Origin of the sequence: Rhizorhabdus dicambivorans, assembly GCF_002355275.1 — a bacterium.
GTDB classification, from domain to species: Bacteria; Pseudomonadota; Alphaproteobacteria; order Sphingomonadales; family Sphingomonadaceae; genus Rhizorhabdus; species Rhizorhabdus dicambivorans.
In genome coordinates this window covers 3,925,064-3,949,716 of record NZ_CP023449.1, presented here as the reverse complement: position 1 = coordinate 3,949,716, position 24,653 = coordinate 3,925,064, and the positions used below count along the sequence as shown (strand labels likewise).

Annotated in this window: 25 protein-coding genes; 15 read left to right on the top strand and 10 right to left on the bottom strand. The window is 64.5% G+C overall.

All coding sequences use genetic code 11. The features are described from left to right. Positions 1-235 precede the first annotated feature (235 nt). The 4 genes from CMV14_RS18595 (at position 236) to CMV14_RS18580 (ending at position 4,552) form a co-directional block, all read left to right on the top strand. Positions 236-1,126: a VOC family protein gene (locus CMV14_RS18595; protein WP_066962484.1), complete on the top strand. Its 891-nt coding sequence runs from the start codon at positions 236-238 to the stop codon at positions 1,124-1,126. Between the two features lie 115 nt (positions 1,127-1,241). After that, the gene (locus tag CMV14_RS18590; RefSeq protein WP_066962486.1) at positions 1,242-2,549 is read left to right on the top strand and encodes an MFS transporter; all 1,308 of its coding nucleotides are present in this window, start codon (positions 1,242-1,244) and stop codon (positions 2,547-2,549) included. 65 nt (positions 2,550-2,614) lie between these two features. Next, on the top strand, positions 2,615-3,304 hold the full coding sequence (locus tag CMV14_RS18585) for a TetR/AcrR family transcriptional regulator (RefSeq protein WP_176489032.1): 690 nt from the start codon (positions 2,615-2,617) through the stop codon (positions 3,302-3,304). Between the two features lie 96 nt (positions 3,305-3,400). Further along, entirely contained in the window at positions 3,401-4,552 is a 1,152-nt protein-coding gene (locus CMV14_RS18580; RefSeq protein ID WP_066962492.1) for a CaiB/BaiF CoA transferase family protein, read from the top strand. A gap of 84 nt (positions 4,553-4,636) precedes the next feature. On the opposite strand, the gene CMV14_RS18575 is transcribed toward CMV14_RS18580, so the two are convergent. Further along, complete coding sequence (locus CMV14_RS18575) at positions 4,637-6,235, bottom strand: GMC family oxidoreductase (RefSeq protein WP_176489031.1); 1,599 nt, start codon at positions 6,233-6,235, stop codon at positions 4,637-4,639. Between the two features lie 355 nt (positions 6,236-6,590). On the opposite strand from CMV14_RS18575, the gene CMV14_RS18570 reads away from it, so the two are divergent. The 5 genes from CMV14_RS18570 (at position 6,591) to CMV14_RS18550 (ending at position 11,998) form a co-directional block, all read left to right on the top strand. Continuing rightward, positions 6,591-7,850: a cytochrome P450 gene (locus CMV14_RS18570; RefSeq protein WP_066962497.1), complete on the top strand. Its 1,260-nt coding sequence runs from the start codon at positions 6,591-6,593 to the stop codon at positions 7,848-7,850. Positions 7,851-7,864: 14 nt separating this feature from the next. Then, the gene (locus CMV14_RS18565; protein WP_066962500.1) at positions 7,865-8,185 is read left to right on the top strand and encodes a 2Fe-2S iron-sulfur cluster-binding protein; all 321 of its coding nucleotides are present in this window, start codon (positions 7,865-7,867) and stop codon (positions 8,183-8,185) included. A gap of 139 nt (positions 8,186-8,324) precedes the next feature. Further along, the gene (locus tag CMV14_RS18560) at positions 8,325-9,776 is read left to right on the top strand and encodes an aldehyde dehydrogenase family protein (protein WP_066962503.1); all 1,452 of its coding nucleotides are present in this window, start codon (positions 8,325-8,327) and stop codon (positions 9,774-9,776) included. A 213-nt stretch (positions 9,777-9,989) separates the two neighbouring features. Then, positions 9,990-11,585: a flavin monoamine oxidase family protein gene (locus CMV14_RS18555; protein ID WP_066962505.1), complete on the top strand. Its 1,596-nt coding sequence runs from the start codon at positions 9,990-9,992 to the stop codon at positions 11,583-11,585. Between the two features lie 2 nt (positions 11,586-11,587). Continuing rightward, the gene (locus tag CMV14_RS18550; RefSeq protein WP_202820865.1) at positions 11,588-11,998 is read left to right on the top strand and encodes a c-type cytochrome; all 411 of its coding nucleotides are present in this window, start codon (positions 11,588-11,590) and stop codon (positions 11,996-11,998) included. Here CMV14_RS18550 and CMV14_RS18545 read toward each other — a convergent pair. The 4 genes from CMV14_RS18545 to CMV14_RS18530 form a co-directional block, all read right to left on the bottom strand. Continuing rightward, the gene (locus CMV14_RS18545; protein WP_066962508.1) at positions 11,995-12,624 is read right to left on the bottom strand and encodes an ATP-binding cassette domain-containing protein; all 630 of its coding nucleotides are present in this window, start codon (positions 12,622-12,624) and stop codon (positions 11,995-11,997) included. The genes CMV14_RS18550 and CMV14_RS18545 overlap by 4 nt on opposite strands. Further along, complete coding sequence (modB, locus tag CMV14_RS18540; RefSeq protein ID WP_066962511.1) at positions 12,621-13,286, bottom strand: molybdate ABC transporter permease subunit; 666 nt, start codon at positions 13,284-13,286, stop codon at positions 12,621-12,623. Before modB ends, CMV14_RS18545 begins: the two co-directional genes overlap by 4 nt. Next, on the bottom strand, positions 13,287-14,039 hold the full coding sequence (gene modA / locus CMV14_RS18535; RefSeq protein WP_066962514.1) for a molybdate ABC transporter substrate-binding protein: 753 nt from the start codon (positions 14,037-14,039) through the stop codon (positions 13,287-13,289). Positions 14,040-14,102: 63 nt separating this feature from the next. Continuing rightward, a complete protein-coding gene (locus tag CMV14_RS18530) occupies positions 14,103-14,480 on the bottom strand; it encodes a winged helix-turn-helix domain-containing protein (RefSeq protein WP_066962518.1) in 378 nt (125 codons plus the stop codon). Positions 14,481-14,609: 129 nt separating this feature from the next. Between CMV14_RS18530 and epsC the strand changes: the two genes are divergently transcribed. From epsC to CMV14_RS26540, 5 genes are read left to right on the top strand one after another with little or no spacing between them, the layout of a single operon-like run. After that, a complete protein-coding gene (gene epsC, locus CMV14_RS18525) occupies positions 14,610-15,581 on the top strand; it encodes a serine O-acetyltransferase EpsC (protein WP_066962521.1) in 972 nt (323 codons plus the stop codon). Then, on the top strand, positions 15,574-16,173 hold the full coding sequence (locus CMV14_RS18520) for an RBBP9/YdeN family alpha/beta hydrolase (RefSeq protein WP_066962524.1): 600 nt from the start codon (positions 15,574-15,576) through the stop codon (positions 16,171-16,173). Before epsC ends, CMV14_RS18520 begins: the two co-directional genes overlap by 8 nt. Positions 16,174-16,204: 31 nt before the next feature. Next, the gene (locus CMV14_RS18515) at positions 16,205-17,605 is read left to right on the top strand and encodes an alanine/glycine:cation symporter family protein (protein WP_066962527.1); all 1,401 of its coding nucleotides are present in this window, start codon (positions 16,205-16,207) and stop codon (positions 17,603-17,605) included. Between the two features lie 48 nt (positions 17,606-17,653). Next, on the top strand, positions 17,654-18,607 hold the full coding sequence (locus CMV14_RS26545) for a hypothetical protein (RefSeq protein ID WP_139114701.1): 954 nt from the start codon (positions 17,654-17,656) through the stop codon (positions 18,605-18,607). 5 nt (positions 18,608-18,612) lie between these two features. Beyond that, on the top strand, positions 18,613-19,113 hold the full coding sequence (locus CMV14_RS26540) for a hypothetical protein (RefSeq protein ID WP_139114702.1): 501 nt from the start codon (positions 18,613-18,615) through the stop codon (positions 19,111-19,113). A 125-nt stretch (positions 19,114-19,238) separates the two neighbouring features. Here CMV14_RS26540 and CMV14_RS18500 read toward each other — a convergent pair whose 3' ends face one another. Both CMV14_RS18500 and CMV14_RS18495 read right to left on the bottom strand, forming a co-directional pair. Further along, positions 19,239-21,041: a gamma-glutamyltransferase family protein gene (locus CMV14_RS18500; RefSeq protein WP_066962536.1), complete on the bottom strand. Its 1,803-nt coding sequence runs from the start codon at positions 21,039-21,041 to the stop codon at positions 19,239-19,241. An 11-nt stretch (positions 21,042-21,052) separates the two neighbouring features. Next, positions 21,053-22,282 carry a threonine synthase gene (locus tag CMV14_RS18495; protein ID WP_066962539.1) on the bottom strand — a complete coding sequence of 410 codons (1,230 nt, stop codon included), beginning with the start codon at positions 22,280-22,282 and terminating at the stop codon, positions 21,053-21,055. Positions 22,283-22,390: 108 nt separating this feature from the next. On the opposite strand from CMV14_RS18495, the gene CMV14_RS18490 reads away from it, so the two are divergent. Further along, positions 22,391-22,633 carry a hypothetical protein gene (locus CMV14_RS18490; protein ID WP_066962543.1) on the top strand — a complete coding sequence of 81 codons (243 nt, stop codon included), beginning with the start codon at positions 22,391-22,393 and terminating at the stop codon, positions 22,631-22,633. A 3-nt stretch (positions 22,634-22,636) separates the two neighbouring features. On the opposite strand, the gene CMV14_RS18485 is transcribed toward CMV14_RS18490, so the two are convergent. The 3 genes from CMV14_RS18485 to CMV14_RS18475 all read right to left on the bottom strand — a co-directional run bounded on the left by CMV14_RS18485 (position 22,637) and on the right by CMV14_RS18475 (position 24,641). Next, complete coding sequence (locus CMV14_RS18485; RefSeq protein ID WP_066962548.1) at positions 22,637-22,930, bottom strand: hypothetical protein; 294 nt, start codon at positions 22,928-22,930, stop codon at positions 22,637-22,639. Between the two features lie 69 nt (positions 22,931-22,999). After that, positions 23,000-23,266: an SEL1-like repeat protein gene (locus tag CMV14_RS18480; protein ID WP_066962713.1), complete on the bottom strand. Its 267-nt coding sequence runs from the start codon at positions 23,264-23,266 to the stop codon at positions 23,000-23,002. Between the two features lie 151 nt (positions 23,267-23,417). Beyond that, complete coding sequence (locus tag CMV14_RS18475) at positions 23,418-24,641, bottom strand: dicarboxylate/amino acid:cation symporter (RefSeq protein WP_066962551.1); 1,224 nt, start codon at positions 24,639-24,641, stop codon at positions 23,418-23,420. Positions 24,642-24,653 lie beyond the last annotated feature (12 nt).

Here is a 24,653-nt window from a genome sequence, read left to right as displayed (position 1 = left end):
CTGGAGCCATTGGGATGGTGAATGTGCGCGCCCTGGCGGCGCTTCGGAGCGAGGTGCGTCTCTCGCGACGTTCATCTCGCGCCGCTTCCGACCCCAGAAATGTCTTGAACGACCAAAAAGATATTCATTGGACGACCGTACAATAAACTTGCGTGCGGAAGGGCTTGGGGCTACATCCCTCGGAAGGGCGCCGATCCGTTCCCGGAAGCATTGGGTGAAGGTGGAAAGACCAGATATGCAGCACCGCTATGCCGGGCTTGGCTATATAGCGATGAACGTTTCGGATCTCGATCGCTCGGCGGCATTCTACGAGAAGCTGTGGGGGCTGCAGCCGAATGGTCGTTCGCGGGACGGTTCGTTGTTCTTCCGTTGCGGGCCCGATCACCATGATCTGATGCTGTGTAGCGGCGAGCCGGGATTGAAGCGGATCGCATGGCAGATGGAAAGTGGGCGCGATCTCAATCTGCTCGCGGAGCGGTTGCGTGGTCTGGGCCATGCCGTGGTGCCCGTGGATTCGGCGGAGGCCGCCGATCTGCGGCTCGATCGGGCGATGCGCTTTTCCGATCCTTATACCGGCGCGACCCATGAATATTTCGTGACGATGGAGCGGGCGGCGGAGGATTGGTCGCCGACCCTCGCCAGCATCCAGCGGATCGGCCATGTCGTGCTCAGCACGCCGCGCTACGAGGAGGCGCTGGCATTCTACCGGGATGTCCTCAATTTCCGGACGTCGGATGTGATCGACGGCCGCGTCAGCTTTTTGCGATGCTTCCCCAATCCGCTTCATCATTCGATCGGCCTAGGCAATTCAAGCCGCCGCGCGCTCCATCACGTCAATTTCATGGTCGAGGAGATCGACGACATCGGTCGGGCGATCTGGCGTTTCAACAAGAACGACGTGCCGATCGTGCGGGGGCCTGGGCGGCACCCCCCATCGGGCAGCGTCTTTCTCTATGTACTCGATCCCGACGGGATCACGGTGGAATATAGCTACGGGATGGAGGAGTTTCCCGAAGTGGGCGCGCGCGAACATCGCGTGTTGCCCCCGGTCCCCGAGTCCATCGATTATTGGGATGGACCGACCGATCCCCGCCTGGGCAAGGTCGGGACCATAGAGCCGCTGTGAGGCGGCCGGGAAGAGGAGGCCTTGTGACCAGTTGTGTGGAGAGGGTTGGAGGGTTCGATCCGGTCGCTGTGTCTGACCTTATCATCCATGCTCCGGTAGCACGGGGGCCGTTGCCGTGACTCAGCTTAGTCTTCCGGCGGAGAAGGCCGAGATTGGCGCCTCAGCCGGTGTCGAACGATCGGGCCTGACCGAGTGGCGCGAAGGCTTCCCGCTGGTTATCACCAGCTTTTTCGGGATCGGCGTGGCGGTGCTCTCCAGCTGGAGCATCGGCCTGTTCATCGAGCCGATCCAGGACGAGTTCGGCTGGGGGCGCGGCCAGATCACCGCCGGGCTGGTCGTGCTCAGCATCATCGGCTTCTTTGCCGCTCCCTTTGCCGGACGGCTGATCGACCTGATCGGCACCCGCAAGATCGGGTTGATCGGCATGGTGGTCTATTCCACCGCAATCGCCTCGCTCGGCACGACCGGCGCGCATCTGTGGCAATGGTGGGCGCTCTGGATATTCCTGTCGATCGGCTATGTGATGGTGAAGCCCACGCTGTGGGCGGTCGCCGTGTCGCGGCGCTTCGATTCCCAGCGCGGACTGGCGCTTGCGGTTACCAATTGCGGCTCGGGCGCCATACTGATCGTCATGCCGACGATCCTCACCGTGCTGATCGCCGACCATGGCTGGCGAATGAGCTATCTCTTCCTTGGTATTGGGGTTGCGGTTCTCACTCTTCCGCTGATGCTGCTGTTCCTGCGCGATCCCGCGCCCGGCGCGGCGGCGGCGCGGCTCCGCATGGCTGGCGCCAGGCCTGCGGGTGCGGCCGATGATGCGGAGGCGAAGGCTGAGCTGTGGGCATCGCTGCGTTCGGGGCGCTTCCTGCGGCTGTTGCTCTGCGCGCTGATCCTGACGATCGCGTTGATTGGCCTGCAGGTGCATTTCATACCGATGATCGTCGGTCTCGGCGTCGACCGCACCACCGCGGCGATGATCGCCGGCATGATCGGGCTGGGCTCCATCATCGGCCGACTGACCTGTGGCTTCATGATGGACCGTTATCGTGGGCAGATCGTCGGTGCGGCCTTCCTCGCGCTGCCGGCGCTCTCTTCGGTCTTTCTCCTGAGCTATGATGGCGGTCTGGCCATGGGATGTGCCATAGCCTTCATCCAGGGGCTGGCGCTGGGAGCCGAGATGGATGTGATGACCTATCTCACCAGCCGCTACTTCGGCCTTCGCAACTATGGGACGCTGATGGGCACCATCATGGGCGTATTGGTACTGGGCAATGGCGTGGGGCCGACGCTGGCGGGCTGGGTTTACGACATCACCGGTTCCTATCAGCTCTATGTGATGGGTGCGATTCCGGCCTTCCTCGTGAGTGCGCTGCTGATCGCCTCGCTCGGTGATTATTCGCGCGGCCCGCGCGGCGCGCATTGACCATGGCCGAAGGTTCGGCCCGGCCCGGTCCCCTACCGGCGCGGCCCCGCGCGGAACCCTCGTCTGTGCCGGCTCTCCGTCGTCCCACGGTGACGGCGGCCAAGGGCGGGGCCAAGGGCAAGTCGCCGCGGTTGGGTACGGACACCCGCGAGAGGTTGCTGGATGCGGCCGAGCGCCTGTTCGCCGATCACGGCTATGACGGTACCTCGCTGCGGGACATCGCCGATCTGGCCGGGCAGAACATGGCGCTGTCGACCTATCATTTCGGGACCAAGCTGCGCCTCTTCGAAGAGGTGGTCCGGCGCCGCGCAGTCGAGCTGGAAGCGGCCCGGCTTGCCGCGCTGGCACGGGTCGGCACAGGGGCGGCGCCACGCGCGGAGGTCGTTCGTGCCTTGATCGAGGCTTATGCCGTGCCGGTGATCGACGCCTGCTACGGCCCTTCGAAGCAGTGGCAATCGCACGTCCGGCTGATATCGCAGCTTGTCAGCGTCAAGCGGTGGACACCGCTTCTGCGGAGCCATTACGACCATTGCGGACAGATTTTCCTGGACCGGTTCCGGGAGGCGATGCCTGATGCCGATCCGAACGCGCTGCTGGACGCCTTCTCCTTCATGGTGGCGACCATCCTGTATGTCTGCTCCTATACCAACCGGTTCGACAGGATGAGGACCGGCACGCGATCCCCGGAAGACGAGATTTCATCGGTGACCGAGAATTGCCTGCGGTTCGTCCACGCCGGTTTCATGGCTCTCTAGGCTGGACGCATCGCCGCAGCGGTTTTGCCATCGCATTATATTGAATGATCGTACAAATAATAATATAGCCTCACGGGCTTGAAGAGGAGGGTTTGAATGACGACCGCGCTGGATGGCTTTCGTGTCCTGGATCTCAGTCATGCTCTGGCGGGGCCCTCTGCGACCAAGCTGCTCGGCGATTTCGGTGCCGAGATCATCAAGGTGGAGGCGCCCGAGAAAGGCGATTTCACCCGTACCCTGGTCCCCTGGGTGTTCGACTCGTTCAATCGCAACAAGAAGTCGATCGCCGTCGATCTCAAGTCGGCGGAGGGTCAGCAGCTTGTGCGCGATCTGGCGCGGGTCTGCGATGTCGTAGTCCAGTCCTTCCGGCCTGGGGTGGTCGAATCCCTGGGGCTGGGACGCGAGGACCTCGCGGCGATCAATCCCCGGCTGATCTACGTATCCTTCTCCGGCTTCGGCCAGACCGGCCCGGACGCCGCCCGCAAGGGGGTCGACGCGCTGCTCCAGTCCGAAACGGGCATGGCGCTGATGCAGGGCGGGCTGCTGGGTAGCCTCAGTTTCGTCGATCAGGCGGGTGGCCTCGCATTGTCGGGGGCGATCATGGCCAGCCTGCTCAAGCGCGAGCGCACCGGCGAGATCGATCATGTCGAGATGAGCCTGTTCGAGGTCGGTCTCTACCTGCAGACGGCGCCGATCCTGGAATGCAGCGTCACCGGCAAGATGCTCGACCAGACCGGCCATGGCAGCCGCTATCCACTCAACGGGATCTTCGAGGCGGCAGACGGGCCGCTTTACATGGGCCTCTACTGGGATTCCGACTGGAAGGACTTCTGCGAGCTCGCGGGGCGGCTCGACGTCCACGGCGATGCCCGTTTCGCCACCCCCGCCGACCGCGCGGCCAATCTCGAGGCGCTGCACGCCGCCGTGCACCAGATGCTGCAGGCGCATCCGCGCCGCTACTGGATCGACGGGCTGGAGGCTCGTGGCGTGCTCGCGGGGGAAGTGCGCACGCATAATGAGGTGCTGGAATCCGATCAGGTCCGCCGCAACAGGTCGATCGAGCGCCTTCCGACGAGCCGGGGTGCCATCGGCGCCTATGTCAAGGCGCCCGCCCGCGTCGTCGGCCGCGACCGGCCCGATGCCACCCCCGCGCCGCGTGTGGGTGAGCACACCGATGCGATCCTGGATATCCTCGGCTTGTCGGCCGAGAAGAAGACCGAGTTGCGCGAGCGGGGCGTGGTCGGCTGAGGCGGCGTCACCACCGTCGCGGATTGATCCGGGGCGGTGGCGGGCAAGCGGGGCCATCTCTCCGATCCCGCCGGATGGGGTGTCCTATCCCTCCCGGATCATGTCGGCGGCTTTTTCGCCGATCATGATTGTGGTGGCGTTGGTGTTGGCGGCAGTGACGCGCGGCATGATCGAGGCGTCCGCGACCCGCAGCGCCTCCATGCCGCGCACCCGCAGCCGCGGGTCGACCACCGCATCGTCGTCCAAGCCCATCCGACAGGTGCCGACCGGATGCGAGGCGCCGTTGGAATTGGCGCGCAGATAGCTCTCCCAATCCTCGCGGGTCTGCGGTGCCGGGGCCGGCTTGCGGTCTCCGCGCAGGACGGACCTCAGCGGGCCGGCGGAGCAGATCTTCTCGATCAACTCACAGCCGTCGATCAGGTTCTCCATGTCGCGCCGGTCGTCATAAAAATGGTGATGCACCATCGGACGGCCTTGCGGATCCAGCTCGATCCGGCCCCGGCTGTGGGGATGGCATACCGTTGCGGCGAAAGTGACCGCCCAGTCTTTCGAAACCTGTCGGGTCTGGGGATTGATGTCGATGCAGAAGGGCACGAAGTGCAGCTGGATATTGGGTTCTGCCAGGCCTTCCCTCGTTCGTGCCAGCGCCATCACCTGCACCACGGGCGCACTCAATATCCCGCTGCGGTTCAGGCCGAACTGGAAGAGATGCTTCAGGAAGCGCAGGCTGCCGAGGTCGCTGTTCAGGGTCGGCCGGTCGACGAGCTTGGTGATGCGGATATTGGGGTGTTCCTGCAGGTTGCGGCCCACGCCGCGCAGGTCGTGGGCAACGGCGCGTCCACTGGCCCTCAGATAGGCGCCATCGCCGATGCCGGAGCGCAAGAGCAGGCCGGGGCTTCCCATCGCACCGGCGCTCACGATCACCTCACGGCCGGCGTCGATCTCCACCATCGCACCGCCCCGTCTTGCCCGAACGCCCATGGCGCGCCGTCCCTCGATCCGGATCGTCTCCGCCTCGGCGCCCGTGACGACGGTCAGGTTGGGCCGCTTGCGGGCGGGGCGGAGATAGGCCTTTTCCGTGCTGCATCGCCATCCATCGCGCTGTGACGCGATCGTCTGGAACACACCCTCCATCCGGCCGTCATTGTATCGCGGCAGGCGTTCCAGCCCCACGGCCTCACACGCCTGCATATAAGGCTCGCAGAGCGGATGGGGCCCGCGTACCGGCGCCATCGAAAGCAGGCCCGATTCGCCGTGGATCTGATCCGGCTCGCCGCACCAGTTTTCCAGCTTGCGGAAATAGGGCAGGACCTGCTCATAGCCCCAGCCAGTCGCGCCCATGCTTGCCCAATGGTCGTAATCGCTTCTGGTGCCGCGGATATAGACTTGCCCATTGATGGCGCTGCCGCCGCCGAGCAGCCTCCCGCCGGCCCAGATCAGGTGGCGGCCGTTCATCGTCGGATCGGGCGCCTGGGCATATTGCCAGTCGCGCTGGGGGTGTCCGACCAGCTTGGCGTAGCCGGCGGGAAGCTGGGTGATCAGGCCGGATGCTTCGCCGCCCGCTTCGACCAGGATGACCGTCGACCTGCCGTCCTCGCTCAGCCGGTTGGCCAGCACGAGCCCGGCACTGCCGCCGCCCACAATGACATAGTCGGCCTTCATGCGTCCGGGGGTGTGGCTCATGCTGTCTCCTGGAGTCTGCGCGGTGGTTGTTCCACCTTGTCCCGTCCGGGTTTGCCCCGGCAATGTCGCACTATCCACCATGGCGCGATTTTTTCAAGACTATTGTACGACCAACTAAATATTTCGACGCCAAGGGTGTCGAGCCGGGATGCGGGATTGCGGGCAGGATTCGGTCTGATGCAAAATTCAGATTGAACGAACGACTGAATAAGGATAGTCAGTATCCGGCGGCGCTGCCTGGCTATGGTGCGCGGCGGGGTGGCGTGCGCCGCCTTGAGAGAGGAGGCGGGCGCGGCCGCGTGGTTCAAGCCGGAAAGGCGGAATGCCCGCGCCTGTTGTGGAGGAGAGAGGGCATATGAACGCGCAGGCTGCCGCCGAAGCAGCCAGGGTCCCCCTGGCCGATATCGATGTGAGCGACCCGGAACTTCATCGCCGCGACGTCGTGACCGAATATCTGCGGCGCCTGAGGAAGGAGGCGCCGGTCCACTATTGCGCCAACAGCGCCTTCGGCTCCTATTGGTCGGTTACCAGATTCCACGACATCATGCAGGTGGACATGAACCACCGCCAATTCTCCTCGGATGGGACAGTGGTCATCGACGACCAGTTCTTCTCGGGCGGTCATATCGAGAATGAGAAGAAGCGCAGCAGCTTCATCGTCCTGGATCCTCCGCACCATACATCGCGCCGCAGCGCCGTGGCGCCGGGCCTCGCCCCGGCCAACCTCCTCAAGCTCGAAGCCGGCATCCGCCAGCGGACCCAGGAATTGCTCGACAGCCTGCCGGTCGAAGAGACTTTCGACTGGGTGGATAATGTCGCGATTGAGCTGACGATGCGGATGTTGGCCATCCTGTTCGATCACCCGTTCGAGAAGCGCCGGGAGATGCTCCACTGGTCGAACGTGGTGATCGGTTTCCCCGGCGATGGCGTGGTCGAGTCCTGGGAGCATCGCAACCGGGTGATGACCGAGATCCACGAATATTTCGATCGGGTCTTCAAGGAACGAAGGGCCAATCCGGTGGGGCATGACCTGATCACCATGCTCGCCAAGTCGGAGGTGATGAGCGATCTGTCGCCGGCGGAGTTCCTTGGCACCATGACCCTGCTGATGACGGGCGGCAACGAGACGACCCGCAACTCAATGAGCGGCTCGGTGCTTGCGATGGAACAGTTTCCGGGCGAACTGGAGAAATTGAAGGCCAATCCGGCCCTGGTCCCGTCGATGGTGTCCGAGGTGATCCGCTGGCAGAATCCGGTTTCTTATATGCGGCGCACCACCACCGAGGATGTCGAGCTGCAGGGTACGACGATCCCCAAGGGCGAACGGGTGGTGATCTGGTATCTCTCCGGCAATCGCGACGAGGAGGTCTTCGAGCGACCCGACGATTTCATCATAGACCGACCCAATCCGCGCCAGCACCTGTCCTTCGGTTTCGGCATCCATCGTTGCCTGGGCAACCGCCTGGCGGAAATGCAGCTGCGTATACTGTGGGAGGAAATCCTGCCACGCTTCGACCGCATCGAGATGGTCGGCGAGCCGACCCGCATCCACAGCAACATGTTCCGGGGCTTTCACACCATGCCGGTGCGCCTGCACCGCAAGACCAATGCTTGAAGGATAATAGAACCATGGAGATCAAATTCGTCGAGGCGAGCGGAGAGGTCCATCACGTCGAGGTCGAGGTCGGCCTCAACGCGATGGAGGCCGCCCTGCAGAACGGCGTGCCGGGTATCGATGGCGATTGCGGCGGTAACGCCGCCTGTGGGACCTGTCATATACTGGTCGATCAGGCCTGGCTCGCCTCGCTCGATACGACCCGATCGGAGCATGAGGAGGCGATGATCGAACTGATCGAGAACGCCCAGCCCAACAGCCGGCTGGCCTGCCAGATCAAGCTGGACGAGGCTCTGGACGGGCTGATCATCCACCTCCCCGAAGCGCAGTTCTGAGCTGCCCCCAAACGCGGCGAAAGGGGGGGCATATCCAAATCTCGTCATCCCGGATCGAGTCCGGGATGACGATTTGATGGGCATGAAGCGCTCCTGGCTGTTCGGCATGATGCAAGAGCCCCGATGAGCGGAGGATAATATGAAAGTCCAGCACAGCCATTTCATCGGCGGCGAGGCGATCGTCGGCCGGTCGGGTGACAGCATCGACGTGTTCGACCCGTCGACCGGGGACCGCATCACCCAGATCAATGCGGCGTCGGCGGCCGATGTGGATGTCGCGGTGGCCGCAGCGCGGCACGCGTTCGACAGCGGCGAGTGGCAGGGCCGCAGCATCCACGAACGCAGCGCGACGCTCTGGCAGCTCGGCGACCGCATTCTCGAACATCGCGACGAACTGGCCGAACTGGAGGTGCGCGACAACGGCCGGACCCTGGCCTCGGCGAAGATGTCGATCACCTCGGCGGTCGAGTGCATCCGCTATCATGCCGGGATCGTGAACAAGCTCCACGGCATTGCCGCCGATCTTTCGGCGCCGGGCCGCGAACTGCAGGCCTATACACGCGCAGAGCCGGTGGGCGTGGTTGGCGCGATCACGCCGTGGAACGCGCCGTTCGGCACCTTGATCGGCAAGCTGGCGCCAGCGCTGGCGGCGGGGTGCAGCGTGATCTGCAAGCCGGCCGAACAGACGCCCCTGACCGCGATCCGGCTTGGCGAACTGCTGCGGCAATGGAAGCTGTTCCCAGACGGGCAGGTCAACATCGTCAACGGGCTTGGCTCGGTCGCGGGCGCCGCGCTTGCGGCCCATCCGCAGGTCGACAAGCTCAGCTTCACCGGATCGACCGTGACCGGCCGCAAGCTGGTCGAGGCTTCGGCCGGCAATTTCAAGCGACTGACCCTGGAACTGGGCGGCAAATCGCCCGTGTTCATCTTCGACGATGCCGATCTGGACCAGGCCATTCCCGCCGCGGCGATGGCGATCTTCGCCAATGCCGGCCAGATCTGCGTTGCCGGCTCGCGCCTCTATGTCCAGCGCGGTATCTTCGACAAGGTGGTCGAGGGCGTGGCCAAGGTCGGGGCAGCGATGCGGCTCGGCAGCGGTATGGCGCCCGATACGCAGATGGGGCCGCTCGTATCGCAGCAGCAGATGGAAAAGGTGCTGTCCTATATCGATAGCGGTCTCAGCGAGGGGGCTCGACTGGTCGGCGATGGCGGCCGGCGGCATGGCGAACGCGGCTATTTCGTGCGGCCCACCGTTTTCGCCAATCGCGACCGTGCGGATCTGCGTATTGCGCGCGAGGAAATCTTCGGCCCGGTCGTGACGGCGATGCCGTTCGACGGTATCGAGGAACTGGCCGAGCTTGCCAACGATACCGACTATGGGCTGGGCGCGGGCGTGTTCACCCGCAGCAACTCCACCGCCCACCGCGCGGCGAAACTGATCCGCTCCGGCAATGTCTGGATCAATTGCTACGCCATTCTCGACAAGGCGATGCCGTTCGGCGGTTTCAAGCAATCGGGCTGGGGACGGGAATCGGGGTTCGAGGGCATGACGCCGTTCCTGGAAACGAAGTCGGTCTACATGATGCTGTGACCCGTATGGGCGGTTCCGATGGTTCGAACCGCCCATCCGAACGGACTTCACGCCCGCTGCTCCAAGTCTTGGCTGGCGCGACGCCGGTCTGTCCCGTCCCGCGCCCAGGCCCAAGCCTATCTCCAGCAATGTCAATTTCTCTTGGCGAAAATAATTTTATTGACGTTGGCAATGTCCGCTCCTTACGCAAGTGCAGCATTTGGAGTCCGGACGATGACGATTCCCGATCAGCCCAAACCAAGCCGCCGCCAGCTCCTGAGCCTTATCGGTAAATCCGCAGGGGTTGCCGCCATGTATCAGGCGATGACCAGCCTGGGCCATGCGGCGGAAACCCAGTTCAGCGGCCCGCCCAATCTTTCCGGGGCGAAAAAGGGTGCTTCGGTGCTGGTGCTGGGTGCGGGACTGGCGGGTATGCTGGCCGCCTTCGAACTGCGCAAAGCCGGCTATTCGGTTCGCATCCTCGAATATCAGCCGCGCGCAGGTGGGCGGAACTGGTCACTGCGCGGCGGCGACAGCTATACCGAACTGGGTGGTGCAACGCAGCATATCCGCTTCCAGAAGGGCAATTATCTGAACCCTGGCCCATGGCGCATTCCACACCATCATCAAACGCTGCTTCACTATTGCAAGGCGTTCGGGGTCGCGCTCGAGCCGTTCATTCAGCTCAACCATAACACCTATGTCCATTCTCCTGGCGCCTTCGGCGGCAGGCCGGTCCGCTACAAGGAGGTCGCCGCCGATTTCGACGGGCATGTCGCCGAACTGCTGTCCAAGTCGATCAACCAGAAAGGGCTCGATGCAAGCGTCTCCCGAGAGGATCAGGAGATATTGCTGGAGGCGATGCGGAGCTGGGGTGGGCTCGACGAGAATTTCCAGTATGCGCCGAGCCTGGCCAGTTCGAACCACCGCGGATTCGAACGGCCGGGGGGTGGCGGCGTGGAGGGCGCGCCGATTCCGTCGCAGCCTTTCGGGCTGAAGGAGGTGCTCGATCCGCAGGTGTGGCGGTCGATGAGCTTCTTCATGAACTATGAGATGCAGACGACCATGTTCCAGCCGGTCGGCGGTATGGACATGATCGGCAAGGGTTTCCAGAAGCAGGTCAAGGAACTGATCACCTACAACGCAAAGGTGACGCGGATCGCCCAGGATGCCGGCGGCGTGACGGTGAGCTATCAGGATATCGGATCGGGCGCGGCGCAGGAGGCGAAGGCCGATTGGTGCGTGTGTACTATCCCATTGTCGGTGCTGAGCCAGATCGACGTCCAGGTCGCCCCCGCGATGCAGGCGGCGATCAAGGCGGTGCCCTATGGTGGGCAGGTGAAGATCGGCCTGGAGATGCGGCGGCGCTTCTGGGAGGAGGATGATCATATCTATGGCGGCCATAGCTTCACCGCCCAGGACATCAGCCTGATCTCTTATCCGAACTTTGATTTCTTCAGCGATCGCCCGGCGGTGCTGCTGGGCGCCTTCGCCAATGGGCTGGGCGCATACCGGTTGGCCGGGATGACGCCGGAGCAGCGGATCGAGACCGCGCTGGCCCAGGGCGCGGTGTTCCATCCGGCGGCCTATCGCAAGGAATTTATGACCGGCGCGTCGGTGGCGTGGAGCCGGGTTCCCTGGTCGCTGGGCTGCTGCGCGCGGTGGAATGAGGACACGCGCCGGAAGCATTATCAGACGCTGGTCGGTCTCGACGGCCGGATCGCGCTGGCGGGCGAGCATGCCTCCTATATCGGCTGCTGGATGGAGGGCGCACTGCTCTCCTCTCTCGACGCGATCACCCGGCTCCACAAGCGTGCTTCGGAGGCCTGACCATGATCCGTCGCTTCATTGCCGCCGCCGCGCTGGTGGCGTTCGCCGTGCCTGCCGGCGCACAGGATGCACCGGGCGGAGTCGGCACCAGAGTGCCACCGCCCCAGACGGGCGAACAAATCTACAGGCAGGTCTGCCAGGCCTGTCACATGGCCGATGGCAAGGGCGCGACTGGTGCGGCGACGATCGCGTCGCTGGCCGCCAATCCCAAGCTGAAATTCCCCGCCTATCCGATCACCATCGTCGCCAAGGGCAAGGGGGCGATGCCCTGGCTGAACGACATGCTGACGCCCGCGCAGATCGCGGCGGCGGTCGGCTATGTGCGCACCCATTTCGGCAACGACTATGGCGATCCGGTGACGGCCGAGCAGGTGGCGAAGCTGGCCGGAAGCCCTCCCAAGGCGGGGCATTAGCTGGTCAGGCGGCCATTGCTGATCCGCAGGGTGCGCGCGGCCAGCCGGGCGGCTTCGGCGTGGTCATGGGTAACGTAGAAGACCGGGATGCCGATGTCGGCGAGCAGTTGTTCCAGCCAGCCGAGCAAGGCGGTGCGTGCTTCGCTGTCGAGCGCGGACAGGGGCTCGTCCATCAACAGCAGGCGCGGCTGGGCGAGGAGGGCGCGGGCTATGCTGGCGCGCTGGGCCTCTCCGCCGGACAGGCGGGCGGGCTGGCGGTCGAGCAAAGGGGCTATGCCGGTGCGTTCGATGATCGCGGCGCGCGAAAAGGGCCCCGACGGAGCGCGGCGCTCGGCATAAGCGAGGTTGGCGGCGACGCTAAGATGGGGAAGCAAACCCGGGCCCTGGAAGACATAGCCGGTGCGACGCTGCTCAGACGGTACGAAGGTGGCGCCATCCTGCCAGACCATGCCATCGACGATGATCGTGCCGGCGATCCTGTCGAGGCCCGCGAGGGCGCGCAGGATGGTGGTCTTGCCCGAGCCCGACGGGCCGAGCAGTACGGTGACGCCGGTCGAGGGTACTTCGAACATCACCTGAAGCGTGAAGCCGCCTAGCCGGCCGTCGAGCGCGACCGCGATCGTCATGGCTGCGGGGTTCCAATGCGGCGCTCGACCAGAAGCAGGGCGAGCAATGCCGCGAAGGAAAAGGCGACGAGGACAGCGGCGATGCGGTGTGCCTCGCCGAACTGGAGGCTTTCGACGAGCTGGTAGATGCGCGTCGACAGCACCTCGGTCTTGCCCGGGATATTTCCCCCGATCATCAATACCACGCCGAATTCGCCGACCGTGTGCGCGAAAACGAGGATGGAGGCCGAGAGGAACCCGCGGCGGGCGAGCGGAAGCGCGACGGTGAAGAAACGATCAAATGGTCCGGCACCCATGGTTGCGGCGATTTCCAGCGGCCGGTCGCCGATGGCCTCGAACGCGGTGCGTAGTGGCTGGATGGCGAAGGGCAGCGAATAGAAGAGCGAGCCGATGACCAGGCCGGTGAAGGTGAAGGCGAGCGTGCGGACCCCGAACGGCTGGAGGAGCGCCATCAGCGGGCTTTCCGGGCCAAGCGCAATCAGGACGTAGAAGCCGATCACGGTGGGCGGCAGGACGAGCGGCAAGGCGGTGAGAGCGCCGATGGCCTCCTTCCACCAGCGGCGCGAGCGGGCGAGCCACCAGGCGAGCGGGGTGGCGAGCAGGATGAGCAGGATCGTGGTGACCAGGGCCAGTTCCGCGGTCGTCAGCAGGACCAGGCCCATCTAGTGCACCGCATAGCCATAGCGGACGATGATGGCGCGCGCCGATCGGCCCTTGAGATAGCGGAGGAAGGCCGTGGCCGCAGGATTGTTCGCGCCGGGCCGCAGCAGGATGGCCTGCTGATCGATCGGAGCGTGCAGCCGCGCCGGGACGAGCCAGCGCGACCCGGTCTTGTGGTCAAACACTTGGCTCAACGCGACGAAGCCGAGCTCGGCGGCTCCGGTCGAGGTGAATTGATAGGTCTGCGCGATCGAACTGCCGGTAACGATTCTGGCTTTCAGCTTATCATCGAGCCGGAGCCGGCGCATCGTTTCGATCGCCGCCGCGCCATAGGGTGCGGTGGTGGGATCGGCGATGGCGATCTTCTCGAAATGCCCCGTCCCCAGTACGGCGCCCCGGGGGTCGACGAGGCCGGGCGTTGCCGACCAGAGGACGAGCCGTCCCAGCGCATAGGTGAAGCGCGTACCACGGACCGCGAGCCCTTGCTGCTCCGCCTTGATGGGACGTTCGGCATCGGCAGAGAGGAGGATGTCGAAGGGCGCGCCATGGCTGATCTGGGTATAAAAGGCGCCCGAGGCGCCGAAGATCAGCACCGCCTTATGGCCGGTGGCCCTTTCGAACCCGGCCGCGATCTCCCGCGCCGGCTCGGTGAAGTTGGCCGCGACTGCGATCGGGGTCTCGGCGGCCTGGATGGGTGCCGCCAACAGGGCGGCGATGAGGGCGAACCAGCGAAGCACTGGCGCGAAAGGGGGCATGGTCTTCAATCCGCGACGGTCATGGGCGCGTATGCTATATCCATCCGTATATCATATGGCCAGTCATGCGGGCGGCAACGGCTTCTCCCGCAGCAGGGCGGTGAGCCCGGCAAGATCGCCTTCCCCCGCCGCGGCGAGCATTGCCTTTTCAAGGTTGCGGTAAGCCGTGAGGACCCGGTGCCCCAGAGCGGTGACACGGGCGCCCTTGCCCTGGCCGCCCCCGGGGGTCGTGTCCACCAGCCGCTCGCTCCAGCAGCGGTTCATGCTGTCGACCAGCAGCCATGTCCGCCGGTAGCTCATGCCGAGCGTGCGACCGGCTGCCGAGATCGACCCTTCGCGGTCGATCGCTTCCAGCAGCGCGGCCTTGCCGGGGCCGATGGCGGGCTCATCTCCACAGAAGATCTGCGCCTTGAGCTTGAGGGGGCCGAGACGGGGGACCATGGCCCGCCTTAGCACCCCCGCGCGCCGGGCGGGAGTTCCGATATAAAATCTATCAATTTGATAGAGAAAAATTGCTTTCGAGTTTTCCGGGGGTTGGTAAGGAACGCCATGCTGTGACGCGAGGGGCAGATGACCGACCTGACAGACGATCCGATCGAGGCCCCCGCCGGCCATTATTGGGATATCGACCTGATCGCCGCTGAGCTGCGCGAGGCGCGCGAGGAATGGCGCAATGCACATCGGCGGCATGCGGAACTGGGCGCCGAGGGCTTTCCGTCGCGCGCGGTGATCGAGAAGATCATGGCCGCCCTGACCGGTGCGCTGTTCCCGCTGCGGCTCGGGCCGAGCTTCGTGCGGCGGCACAACGAGGAGGCGTTCGTCGCGGAGACGCTGCAGACGGCCCTGAGCCGGCTCTACGGCCAGATCCGGCGAGAGCTGAGCTATGCGGCGGGGACCGATGCCCCGTTGCTGATCGATGAGGATGCGGGCCGGATCATCGGCCATTTCGCGCGATCACTGCCCAAGCTCAGGCGGCTGATCGACAGCGACATCGCGGCCGCCTATGCGGGCGATCCCGCCGCGCGCAGCGTCGACGAGGTGCTGACCTGCTATCCCGGCGCGCTGGCGATCGTCCATTACCGGCTGGCGCACCTGCTCCACGGGCCGGGCGCGCCGCTTGTCGCGCGGATCATCTCCGACGTCGCCCATTCGAAGACCGGGATCGACATCCATCCGGGCGCGAACATCGGAGAGGGCTTCTTCATCGATCATGGCACCGGGGTGGTGATTGGCGAGACGGCGGTGATCGGCAGGCGGGTACGGCTCTATCAGGCGGTGACGCTGGGCGCGCGCAGCTTTCCGGCCGACGCCGATGGAGCCTTGCGCCGCGGCCTCGCTCGCCACCCGATCGTCGAGGACGATGTGACCATCTATGCGGGTGCGACGATCCTGGGTCGGGTGACGATCGGTGCCGGATCGGTGATCGGCGGCAATGTCTGGCTGACCGTCAGCGTGCCGCCGGGCAGCGTGATCACCCAGGCACGGGCGCATAGGGATGCCGACGCCCGCACCACGGAGGCGGTGGGAGGCATCGATGGCTGATCCGACGCCCTTGTGCCTGATCGTGCCGGGCCTCGACAATTCGGGGCCCGGCCATTGGCAGAGCCTGTGGGAGGACAGGCGAGACGATTGCCGCCGGGTCGATCTCGGTTGCTGGTCCGAGCCCGACCGGCGCGTCTGGACCGAACGGCTCGACGCCGCATTGGCCATGACGGACGGGCCGGTGGTGCTGGTCGCGCACAGCCTGGGCTGCCTGACGATCGCCTGGTGGGCGATCGGCGCGGCGCCCGAGCGGCTGGCGCGGATCCGTGGCGCGTTGCTTGTGGCGCCGCCCGATGTCGACGCGGCCGACGCGCATCCATTCGTGCGCCGCTTCGCGCCGACGCCGGCCGCGCCGCTGCCCTTTCCGTCGATCCTCGTCGCCAGCCGCAACGATCGCTACGCCGCCTTCGACCGGCTGGAAGCGCTGGCGCGGGCATGGGGCAGCCGCTTCGTCGATGCTGGACATGCCGGGCATATCAACGCCTTGTCGGGACTGGCCGATTGGCCGGACGGCGAGGTGCTGCTGGACGAATTCATCGAGCGCAACGCCGCCGATATTCCGCATCGGGGATCGCAGCGGCCGCGCGCGTGACAAGCCCGGCCTTTCGGGTCACTCTGCGCTGATGGAAGAAAGCCTCAGCGGCATCGTCGATGCATTGACCGGCGCGGTGTTCTTCAAGGTGCCGGTGCTGGGCGTCGAGATCGAGCTGATCGTGCTCTACCTCGCGGCGCCGATGCTGTTCTTCACGCTGTGGCTGGGCTTTCCCAATATCCGCTATGTCGGCCATGCCTTCCGGGTGCTGCGCGACCAGCCGCGCGAGGGCGAGGCGAAGGGCGACGTCAGCCAGTTCGCAGCGCTGACCACCGCGCTCGCGGGAACCATCGGGCTCGGCAATATCGCGGGTGTGGCGGTGGCGCTGACCATGGGTGGTCCCGGCGCGATCTTCTGGATGTTCGCGATCGGCTGGTTCGCCATGACGGTGAAGATGGCCGAGGTGACACTGGGCCTGAAATATCGCGTCACCGACGAACGAGGCCATGTCCATGGCGGGCCGATGTATGTGCTGAAGGCGGTGCTGGCGCGGAAGGGGTTGCCGAAGTTCGGGCTGGTGCTGGGCGGCTGCTATGCCTTCTTCGCGCTGTTCGGGGCGATCCCGATGGTGCAGGTCAACCAGAGCTTCGCGCAGGTCAGTATGGTGACCGGAATGACCAACGGCTGGGCCTATGGAATCGGCCTGGCTTTCGCGGTGTCGCTGGTGACCCTGGGCGGGGCGCATTGGCTGGGCGAGGTCTCCAAGCGGCTGACCCCGCTCAAGGTCGCGGTCTATCTGTCGGGGGTCGCGGCGATCCTGATCCTGCATGCGGGCGCGGTGCCCGAGGCGTTGGTGCTGATCTGGCGCGGCGCGTGGAGCGGCGACGCGGCAATGGGCGGAGCGGTCGGCGCCTTCGTAGCCGGCATGCGCCGCGCGGTGTTCGCCAGCGAGGCGGGGGTGGGCTCGGCGGTGATGGCGCACAGTCTGGCACGTACCGAGGAGCCGGTGTCCGAGGGTATGGTGGCGTTGCTCGAGCCGCTGCTGGGGACGATGATCGTCTGTGCGCTGGGCGGGCTGGCGCTGGTCGTCGCCGGGACCTGGGACGATACCGGGCTGAAGGGCATCCAGATCACCAGTGCGGCCTTCGCGCAGGTGTCGGGCTGGTTCCCCTGGTTGCTGGCGATCGTGGTGGTGCTGTTCGCTTATTCGACCCTGGTGGCTTGGGGTTTCTATGGCTTGCAGGCCTGGGGCTATCTGTTCGGCCACGGGCTGCGGGCGCAGTGGTCGTACAAGGTGCTTTATGTGGTCGCACTGCCGCCGGCGGCGGCGATCGACCTGGGGCATGTGGTCGATATCGTCGACAGCAGTTTCTTCCTGATGGCGTTGCCGAACGTGATCGCGCTGTTCCTGTGCGCGGGGGAGTTGCGGCGGGATGTGGGAGACTATTGGCGACGAAAAGGCGAGATACTGAAAAAAGGGCTTGTAAAGTAGGATTTCATTTGTTCACTCTATGTTCCATTTTGGAATGCGGAGAATCAGATGGTTTACGATCGATTTGCGGGGATCAAGTCGCTCCCAGGCCCGGACGGAAAAATGCCTCGACCGTTCAGGGTCGATGAGGATGGCAACGTCATTTATCTGGACGAGGAGCAAAATACGGCGCGGCCGGAGGGAGAACGGAAAGCCGGCGATCAGAGGCGCGCGGGGATCATGAGCTGGGACGAGCTGGATCGCAGGTATGAGGAGGAGCTTGCGGCTATCAGGCGCCTCGATGGCGACAAACCTATCCAGCTTGCGGAAGCAGGTAATTGGGATTGGAATGGGTATGAGGCCATGCGCGCTCAAGGGCAGCGCGATGGACAGAGGCTGAAATCTGCCTCTACTCCGAATACCGCTCACGGAGTCGAAGACGGGCAGGCGGTAGGCGTGGCTTCACGGGCCAGCCGTGTAGGTATCGAAGCTGCCAAGGTTCGAGCGCGGTACAATCCGCAGGTAAGAAGCCTTGGTCCGAACGACAATGCGCAGCGCGAAGCGCTCAAAGGCCGATTGCGCACGGAATCTCCCCCAGAAGTCCGTGGACCGCTTGATGCGTTGTTCCCTTACAAAGGGCCTAAACCGGGCTCGTTCGGACGAGCCAATGTTCCGAATGAGGCTGTGAATCAACAGGCTCGAATGTTCGGTAAAGTTGGAAAAGGAATGGGAGTGCTCGGAGTCGGACTTGCCGGTCTGGATGTTTTGCGAGCCGATAATAAGAAGCGTGCAATTGCAGCCAACATCGGGGCCGGATTAGGAGGTGTCGCTGGAGGTGCGGGTGGAGGAGCCATTGGTGCGGCTACTGGACCTTTCGCGGTTGTCGCCGCGCCTGCTGGCGGCGTGGCTGGAGCAATGACCGGTGGTCAGTTGGGTTATGAGGCTGGCGAAGGGGTTTACGATTATATCGGAAATCTGCTGCGACGCGGCGGGAGATTGCCTCAGAGCGGCGGTGGCTGGTAAAAGAAATGTTCAGGATCTATCCACCCCGCCGATCAAATATAAAGATGCTGGAGGGCGGGTTTTCGGTATGTACGGCGGCTGGTATCGATACGATCATGCTGGCGAATATTAAAGCAGTTTCTATATATAAACGAGATGAGTTCATAGTCGACCGGGTCTGTTGTGATATTGAGACAGTTTCGAAAGGCCAGTCACTGGTTCGAATGATTCATGAAGAAATGGCTGGCTTTCACGAAGCCATGGCAAAACTGGAAGAGCTTCCTGGTTTTTATCGTTACTGGCGAGAAGCCGTCATATTGCCAGCATTTTTACAAAATCATACAGAACTATATCGAGAAGGTCATGATTTCAGTAAGCTGGGTGCTGATAAGCCGCCTGGGCGTGAACGTGATCCAGAAGAATCTGGAGAGAAACTGGATATACCAAAGCCCAATAAACTGAAATTTGCGGCTATTTTTGTTGCCATACTCGTGTTTGTTGTCACATTTCATATTATGATGGACTGATTGGCCATAAACCTTTACCTTGATGGCGATAGGCGTCGGCACGACCGAGCTGAAAATGTGAGGGCTAACTTCTGAGCTTGTGCTTAATTCCACGACACGAACATCTTGTGTTGGATATGGCGGCCTCAATAAGCCAGAGCACATCCATCCGCGCGCATCTCCGACGCGGCCGCATAGACCCGGTCCTTGCCGTCCATGCGGTGCTCGATGCATTCGTAGCGCCCGAAGCCGCCATCCGAGGCGCCGATCGTCCAGCCCATGTCGGCTAGCACCTTGCGGGTCGCCTCGGGCACGCCGCTTTCGAGGCGGAGGAGGCCGGTGGCGGGGAGGTTGGGGCCGTCCTCGCCCATCGCCTGCGACGAGCCCTCATGGTGCCAGCGGGGACTGTCGCCGGCGGCCTGAATTTCGAGGCCATAGTCGCGACGGTTGACGATGATCTGGGTCTGGCCCTGCGGCTGCATGTCGCCGCCCATCACGCCGAAGCTCATCCATGGCTGGTCGCCCATGGTCGCGAAGCCGGGGATGATCGTCTGGAAGGGCCGCTTGCCCGGCGCGTAGATGTTCGGGTGGCCGTCCTGCAGTGCGAAGAGCTGGCCGCGATCCTGGAACATGAAGCCGAGCCCGTCGGCGACGAGGCCTGAACCCATGCCGCGGAAGTTGGACTGAATCATCGACACCATCATCCCGTCGCTGTCGGCGCAGGTGAAATAGGTGGTGTCGCCCTTCGACGGGGCCTGGCCGGGGCGGACGGCGGGATTGATCCGGTCGGGGCGGATCAGCTTCGCGCGCTCGGCGGCATAGTCCTTCGAGACCAGCCATTCGGCAGGAACCTGCGCGAAATGCGGATCGGCATAGTAACGGGCGCGATCCTCATAGGCGAGGCGCTTGGCCTCGACCTGGAGGTGGATCGAGCGGGCCGACTGGAAGCCGGCGCCCGTCGTGTCGAAATGCTCGAGGATGTTGAGCATCTGGAGGGTTGCGATGCCCTGGGTGTTGGCGCCGAGCGCGTGGACGCCGATGTCGCGATAGTCGGTCTTGTAAGGGGTGATCCATTCGCCCTTGTGGGCGGCGAGGTCGGCGGCGCTCAGCCAGCCGCCGATGCGGCGGAAATAGGCATCGATCGTCTTTGCGATCTCGCCCTTGTAATAGGCGTCGCGGCCGCCCCTGGCTATCAGGCGGTAGGTGCGGGCGAGATCGGGGTTACGGAACACGCCGCCAGCCTTGGGGCCGTCGCCGCCGAGCGCATAGGTGCGGAGCGCGTTTTCGGTCTCCTCGATCCCGGTGCCGGGCTTGCGGAAGGCCGCGAGGCTACGGCGGATATAATAGGCGATGATGTCGGGGACCGGGGCGCCATGCTCGGCAAGGTCGATCGCGGGCTCGAACAATTCGGCCCATTTGAGCTTGCCATAGCGGGCGTGGAGCATGCCCCAGGCGTCGACTGTGCCGGGCACCGAGACCGATATCGCGCCCAGCGGCGGGAGGACGCCATTCTTCGCGCGGGCGCGGACCGTTTCCAGGCTGAGGGCGCGGGGGGAGGCGCCCGAGCCGGCGAGGCCCATCACCTGCTTCGCCTTGGGATCCCACAGCATCGCATAGCAATCGCCGCCGATGCCGCAGGCGGTGGGTTCGAGGAAGCCGAGGCAGGCGTTGATCGCGATGGCCGCGTCGACGGCCGAACCGCCTTTCTTCAATATCTCGATACCGGCCAGGGTGGCGAGCGGATGGGCGGTGCCGGCGGCGCCCGACAGGCCATAGGCGGCGGTGCGCGATGCGAAGCTGGCGCCGACCGGGCGATCCCCGGTCTGGACGTCGGGACGGAGGAAGCGGTCCTCGCCTGCCGGCCAGTGCGTGGGTGGCATGGTTTCGGCGAGCAGTGGCGCGGCGATCGCGGCGGCGGGGACGGTGGCGAGGAAGGTTCGGCGGTCCATGGGCGGCTTCCTTACAGGGCGTCGAAATCGATCGGCTGGGTGCGATCGAGCCATAACGGGGCCTCGGGCATCGGGTATTTGAGGCCGGTCGAGCAGTTGAACAGGATGATCCGGTCGTCCTCGCTGACCAGCCCCTGAGCCAGGGCGTTGCGATAGGCGGCGAGGGTGGCGCCGCCCTCGGGGCACATCAGCAGACCGTCCCGTTTTGCTGTATCGTCCACAGCCTTCAGGATCGCGTTATCCTCGACCGCGAGCGCGCGGCCGCCGCTTTCGCGAACTGCGCGCAGAATCAGGAAATCGCCCACCGCGCGGGGCACGCGGATGCCGGCGGCGACGGTGTGGGCGTTCTCCCAGCGCTCCGCGTGCTCGACGCCGTCTTCGAAAGCCCTGACCATCGGCGCGCAACCGGCGGCCTGGACCGCGAACATCTTCGGGCGTTTCGACCCGATCCAGCCGAGCGCTTCCAGTTCGGCGAAGGCCTTCCACATGCCTATCAGGCCGGTGCCGCCGCCGGTGGGGTAGAAGATCGCATCGGGGAGTTCCCAGCCCAGTTGGGCCGCGAGCTCCAGCCCCATCGTCTTCTTGCCTTCGATCCGATAGGGCTCCTTCAAGGTCGAGAAGTCGAACCAGCGCCCCTGCCTTGCGCCTTCGCCGACGATCGCCCCGCAATCGTCGATCAGCCCGTTGACCCGCCAGACGCGCGCGCCCTGCATGGCGATCTCGCGCACGTTGATCTCGGGCGTGTCGTCCGGGCAGAAGATGATCGTCTCGATCCCGCAGCGGCTGGCATAGGCGGCAAGCGCGGCGCCGGCATTGCCATTGGTGGGCATGGCGATGCGGGTGATGCCGAGCGCCCTAGCCATTGACACCGCCATGACGAGGCCGCGCGCCTTGAACGAGCCGGTGGGGAGGCGGCCTTCATCCTTGACGAGGACATGGGTGCCGCCAGAACGGGGGATGGGAACGAGTGGAGTCTCGATCTCGCCCAAACTGACGATGTGCTTGGGATCGCGCACGGGCAGCAGTTCGCGCCAGCGCCACATGTCGGTGGGGCGGCCCTGGATCGCGATCCTGGGCACCGCGCCGCGCATAGCCTCCAGATCGTAGCGGACCAGCAGCGGCCGACCGGCGCGGGAGAGGCCGTGCACCCGATCGGCCTCGTAACGCTCCCCGGTCAGCGAGCATTCGAGATGGGTGACGAAGCTGCGATATTGCCGGTGGATGTTGGGATTGGGATCCATTGCCCGGTTCTACCGGGCAAATTTCACTTTTGAAAGTAAGGCCCGGCGCGGATCTCAAGGTTGATCGGGCGATGCGCCTTCCTTAGATTGGCGACAAGGAGAAGGCCGATGCAGAATATGGGCGAAGGCGATTGCCCTTTCGAATTTAATTTTGATCCCGCGACCTTCAAGGTCGGCGACACGGTGAGCTATCGCGTGACCGGCAGCCTGGCTGGCTTCCCTTTCATCGGGCAGATCGTCGAGGTGCATGACGACCATGTCTTCCTGCTGTCGGAGCCCGACAAGCCGGAAAGCCGGGTGCGCGGCACGCGCGAGAGCCGGCCGGTCGTCGAGGAAGCGGACGTATTGTAGAGGTCAGGCGCCGCGTGTGCGGCGCGCGCGCCAAGTCTGGTTGAACTGGAGCCAGGCGACAAGCAACGCAGCGGCGAGGAAGAATGGCCGTAAGGATGCGGTGGCCGGATCGATCGCCGGTGCGATCAGCCAGCCGACGAGGAGGACAGTGAGCGCCGCAAGGATCGCCTCCGCCAGCGCGCGCGATTTGGCGCGGGCGATGCGCGGGAGCGGAAGCCGGCCGGCAAGGCGGCGCTTGCGTCCGTAGGTGAGCAGGGCGGCGGCCGAAGCGGCGCCGATCATGAGCAGCGGCGACATGCCGCCCGGTCTAGAGGCGGCGGTTTGATGAAGGGTTAGCCGACAGGGCTGATCCCGGCTTAACCCTGATCAGTGCGCGTGCTGGCCGGCAAGCCAGGTGCGTGCCGCACGCTGAGCTTCGGCAATCTCGCGGCCCGTCATCTGGCCCGCGATATCGGCGCGGCAATATTGCGCTTCTTCGGAACCCGACATCGCGGCCAGGTTGAACCATTTATGCGCGTTGACCAGATCGAACGGATATCCGCGGGTGCCGGTCGAATAGGCGAAGCCGAGATCGAGCAACGCATCGGTGTCGTTGGCGCCGAGGATGGCGACGTGAGCGAGAGAGCTTCCCATGAGCATTAACTCCTTTCGGGAAGCAGATTTGCCGTCGACTCGACAAACAAATGGTTAACGCGCTGTTAGACCATGGTCGCAATTCAGACCATTTTGAATAAGACCATCGTATAGCAATCGCTTCGCCAGAAGAGCGTTCGGCCAATTCAGGTTAACCATCAATCGCTTGCGGCTGCCGGGTGCTCACAATAGCGGTGACGGCGAGATCGGCGGTGACATTGCCCAAGGTCCGGAAAAGATCGGGAATGGTTTCGACCGCCATCAGCAATGGCAGGACTTCGAATGGAACGCCGAGTGCGACGCAGATCGGCGCGATCGTGGCGATGAAGGAGACCTGGGCCGCGACGCCGACCGCCGCGAGGCTGACCGGAACGGCGACAAGGACCGCCAGGATCAACATCGGTATGCTGAGATGGACGCCGTGGAGATGCGCAAGGTAGATGGCGACCGCTACATTCGCGGCCGCGCTGGCGGCGCGAAACAGGGTGACGGCTAGTGGCAGGACGATGCCTGCCACCCGGGGGTCGGCGCCAACGGCGGGCGCGCTGTCTATCATCACGGGCAAGGTGGCGAGCGAGGATTGTGTGCCCAAAGCCACCGCCTGGGCCGGTGCCACGGCGCGGGCGAAGCGCATCGGGGAAAGCCGGCCGACAAAGATTGCGGCAAGATAGGCCATGGCTGTCGCGGCGAGGCAGGCGGCCGATGCGACGACAATATACTGGCCGAGCGCACCGGCGGCGGCAGCGCCCATGTTGACGCCCGCCACGAACGCCAGCGCCGTGATGCCGAGGGGCGCGAGCCGCAATACCCAATGTACGATGACCAGCATCGTCTGGACCAGCGCCTCGGTGAGGGCGAGCACGGCATCGCCGAGGCGGGTATCGATCCGCATCAGCGCGAAACCGAACAGCAGAGCGAAGATGAGGAGGGGCACCATCGCGGTCTCGGCTGCCGCCTTGATCGGATTGGCCGGAATGATGCCTTCATACCAATGTGTGCCACCCGGGCCGGCAGCGGCCATCAAGGGAGCGCTGCGCAGGGCGATAGCCTGCTCCGAAAGCGGCCATGCGTGCAGTATCCCGGTCGCGACCAGGGCCCCGAGCGCACAGGCAACGGTCAACAGCGTCGCGAAACCAACAATGGACTGCAAGGCAATGTGGCTGGCCGCAGCTTCCCGTGTGGCGGAAGCGATGCCGTTCACGATCAGTCCGAAGACCAGGGGGACGATCGTCATCGTCAAGGCGTCGAGCCACAGGCTGCCAATCGGCCTTGCTATCGGCAGCAAATATCCCGTTATCGGGGCGTGGCCGCCGGCCAGGATGCCGCCGCCCAGGCCAAGCGCCAGGGCGAGCAGCATGCGCAGGGCCGGATTCATCTGGCGCCGCTT